Annotated in this window: 1 protein-coding gene; it reads right to left on the bottom strand. The window is 42.7% G+C overall.

The features are described from left to right. Window positions 1–45: 45 nt before the first annotated feature. The coding region (locus R7R78_RS25975) for an alpha/beta fold hydrolase (RefSeq protein WP_225474593.1) at window positions 46–747 on the bottom strand (702 nt) is incomplete at its 5' end.

Below are 747 nucleotides of genomic sequence, written 5' to 3'. Positions count from 1 at the left end.
ACAAGGAGGGTTATTTCAATAATCTATCGTTGCTTTTCGAATTTGTTAACTCGAAATGTATTTCCGGATCACTCGCATCACTTCAGCAGGTTTTTCTGCGTGTAACCAATGGCCAGTGTTGGCAATAATGTGTGCTTTAGCTTGTTTGAATTGTCGTTGTACTGACGGTTGGTGCTCTGGCATTAAGTAGTCCGAATCTCCGCCTTTAATGAAAAGTGTCGGGATCTCGGTAGGAGCAATATCTTGCCAACCAATGATCTCAGCATAGTTACTTAATAAACTGTCGACGTTAAATCGCCAAGCCATATGGTCTTCATTTTTAAACAGAGATTTTGAGAGAAATTGTCTAACGCCATCCATCTCAATGTGTTGAGCTAAGATTTCTAACGTTTGTTGACGGTTCTCAGGTTTTTCTTTGATAACGGCCAGCAAACCATCAAATACGTTGTCGTGACGATTGGTCTGGTAAGCTACTGGTGCCATGTCCAATACGACCAACTGTTTCACAAGATTTGGTGCTATATCAGCGAGTTTCATCGCGACTTTACCGCCCATTGAATGGCCGACGATTATCGATGGCTCAACGTTTAAGTGCTGAAGAAGCGTCGCGACATCTTGTGCCATGTCAGTGTAGTTATGAGTATCAGAGTGGAAAGAGAGACCGTGATTGCGTAGGTCGATACTGATCACTGAGTGATCTTCAACAAGATCACGAGCCAATAGGCCCAGATTACTTAAACTACCAAA

This window comes from Vibrio sp. 2134-1 (genome assembly GCF_033339495.1).
The sequence above is the reverse complement of the archived record's forward strand: the minus strand, read 5'-3'. Positions and strand labels throughout refer to the sequence as shown.